The sequence below is a fragment of the Brevibacterium sp. HMSC22B09 genome, from assembly GCF_001806795.1.
Taxonomy (GTDB): domain Bacteria; phylum Actinomycetota; class Actinomycetes; order Actinomycetales; family Brevibacteriaceae; genus Brevibacterium; species Brevibacterium ravenspurgense.
Genome location: NZ_KV786033.1, coordinates 1 through 3,095 on the forward strand (window position 1 = coordinate 1; position 3,095 = coordinate 3,095).

Below are 3,095 nucleotides of genomic sequence, written 5' to 3' on the forward strand. Positions count from 1 at the left end.
GGGTCAACGCACTCTAGAACCGGAAGAGCCACCAAATGGGGCTGTTGCCCGGTCCCGGGACCTGCGGTGCCATGTAGAGCAGCTGACCATCCTGACCCAGGAAGTTCAGGCGGGGATCATCCGTAATCGGGAAAACATAATTCTGGCTGCCGTCGTCGTTATAGCCACGGCCTACCCAATTGGCCGTTTTATCCAGTGGAACGGTTTTCCCGCCCGCCTGGGAATTGATGACGAATGAGTTCGCCTCTTTATTCCAGAAGACCTTCGGCGCATCGATGTGCGCCCGTGTTTCGACACTGCGATCGTCATCCGGCCCTGCGAGGGCAGGAGCCGCAGCGAACGCGGCAGCCGTAGCCGCAACCGCCGCAAACGAGGTACAGACCGCGAACAGACCGCGCATGAACCCCTCCTTCAATGGTCAGCATTCTCAATACAGAAACTCAGCGAGAATTAAATTACCCAGAAAAGGGGTGTTTTGTCATTTGCATAAAGAGCCGTTAATAGGATGCAAAAGCACTTATATGTTTATTCGTGCAGATATTCGGAATCGTTAGTCTGTGGAATCGTTTCTGAAACAGTTACGGAGTCTTCAGGTGGATGTCGGCGTAAAACGCCCGTCCGGTGAAGGCACAAAAACACCGTGCGGGCGAGGTGTTCCTCGCCCGCACCGTGCTTTATTCAGCTGCGATCACACGTTCAGCACTCAGCCTTTGCGACGGCGTGCAACCAGCAGAGAACCAACCGCGATGAGTCCCAGACCAGCCGCCAGGCTCATACCGACACTGACACCAGTGCGGGGCAGGGAGCCCTTCTGCGATGAGCTGCTGTCAGACGCGCTGCCCGTGGTCGAGCCGCTGCCGCTCTCCGTCGAACCGCCGGTGCTGCCATTGCCATCGGGCTCACCGGGTTCAGGAGCTGCGGAGCCGCCTTCGGTCGAACCGTCGGTTGCACCCTCCGTCGGATCCTGGGATGGTTCGTCGGTCGGTTCATCCGTCGGCTCGTCGGTAGGCTCATCCGTCGGGTCCTGAGTCGGCTCATCCGTCGGCTCGTCGGTTGGATCGTCCGTCGGCTCATCCGTCGGCTCGTCGGTGGGGTCTTCCTTCGGTCCCGTGGTCACCACGAACTCGAAGCGGCCGAAGTCATCGCCCATTTCCGAACGCTTGATCGAGAACTCTGTTGGGTCCTGTTCGGCCGATGCTTCAGCGGCAGGGGCCGCAGCGAAAGCAACCGGTGCAGCGGCAGACATCGCCTGCGACTCAGCAGAAGGTGCGGACGCGTCGGCTTCGTACAGAACACGAGTGTCGCCACCACGAGTAGCCGACGGCTTCACCTCGACCTTGACAACCCGACGGCCGTCCTTCAGGTTGACGCCCAGGGTCACCGTGTCTTCCGTGAAGAAGTGACGGATCTTCTTTTCTGCGTCTGCAGTGGCGAGGAAGCCAGCATCCGAAGCGAACGCGCCAAGCTTCGTGTCGCCGTCCTTGAAGTAGACGCTTTCCACACCGTCATCGTTGATCTTCGCGGAAGCATCGATACGGCTCGACGCATAGTGAGCGGCGGCAGTTTCCCCGGCCTTCACCTCGATCGTGGTGGTGACAAACTGGCCGGTGTCAGTGACCGTTCCAGTCTGCTTGCCGTTGCCTTCATCGATGTACACGGCTTCATTCTTGCCCTCAAGCGTCTCGAAGGGCAGGCGCTTACCGTCGGCATCGACAATCGCACCGAAGCCCTGCGCGGTCCCCTGAGTGCGCATATACACCGTGTACTTGCCTGCGGGCAGACCCTGCTTCTGCAGCGAACCGGGAAGAACCTTGAACCATTCCTTGGTGTCCTCATTGAAGAGGTTCACATAGTCATCCAGATCCTCGTCAGTGCCGCTGTCGTACGCGTTGTTGAGGTTGTCGTCACGGAACAGGCGGAAGTCGACCTTGCCGAACTCAGCGGTCTTCTCCAGTTCGACCTTGAACTCAAAACGCCCAAAGTCGTCGCCCATTTCTGAGCGCTTCACGCGGTACTCAAACGGTGAGACCTTTTCGGCCGTGATGTCCTTACCGGCACCCAGACCGCCGACGGTCACATTCTTCACACGCTGACCGGCCACCGGGTTCACACCGACCGTGATCCATTCCTCGGAGAAGAAGTGACGAGCCTTCTTGGCAGCGTCATCCGAAGCCAGGTAACCGGAGTCCGATTCAAAGGACTTCAGTTTCCGGTTGCCGTCCTTGAAATACACATCGGTTGGGACGTTCTCACCATCCAGGGTGACCTTCGCGGAAGCATCAATCCGCGTCGACGCAAAGTGAGCGGTTACAGTCTCCCCGGCCTTCACCTCGATAGTGGTGGTGACAAAACGACCGGTATCAGTAACAGTCTCCGCCGTCTCCCCACTGTCTTCGTCAATGTACGTCGCGTCGTTCTGCTCCTTCAGTTCAGCGAACGGCAGACGCTTGCCCTTAGCATCAACAACCACTCCAAAACCATCCGCGATCGAAGCATCCCGCATGTACACCGTGTAAGAACCAGCCGGCAGACCCTGCTTCTGCAACGAACCAGGCAGAACCTTAAACCACTCACCCGTGTCCTTGTTCAGAAGGTTCACGTAACCATCGTGAGCATCTTCATCCTCATACGTATTGTTGAGGTTCTCATCACGGAACAGACGGAAATCAACCTTGCCCGTCTTCACCTCGGCAGCCTTCTCAAGTTCAACCTTGAACTCGAAGCGACCGAAGTCGTCACCCATTTCTGAGCGCTTCACGCGGTACTCAGTCGCGGAAACCTTCTCAGCTTCGACAGTCTTACCGGCACCGAAACCGCCAACGGTCACATTCTTGACCTGGTAGCCCTCAGTCGGCTTAACCCCAACCGTGATCCACTCCTCAGAGAAGAAGTGACGGGCCTTCTTCGAAGCGTCGTCCGATGCAATGAAATCAGAGCCCGAGGCAAAAGACTCCAGTTTCTTGTCACCGTCCTTGAAGAACACCTCAGCGTCAACGTTTTCGTCTTCGCCGGTGACCGTGGCAGCAGCATCAATGCGACTCGACGCAAAGTGAGCCACGACAGTCTCCCCGGCCTTCACCTCGATCGTGGTGGTG

At 57.8% G+C, this 3,095-nt stretch carries 2 protein-coding genes; both read right to left on the minus strand.

From position 1 onward, the window contains the following. Positions 1 to 13 precede the first annotated feature (13 nt). Positions 14 to 400, minus strand: a complete 387-nt coding sequence (locus HMPREF3087_RS10170; RefSeq protein WP_176745033.1) for a hypothetical protein — start codon at positions 398 to 400, stop codon at positions 14 to 16. 303 nt (positions 401 to 703) lie between these two features. After that, on the minus strand, positions 704 to 3,095 hold a 2,392-nt coding region (locus tag HMPREF3087_RS10635), incomplete at its 5' end, for a PT domain-containing protein (protein ID WP_176745034.1).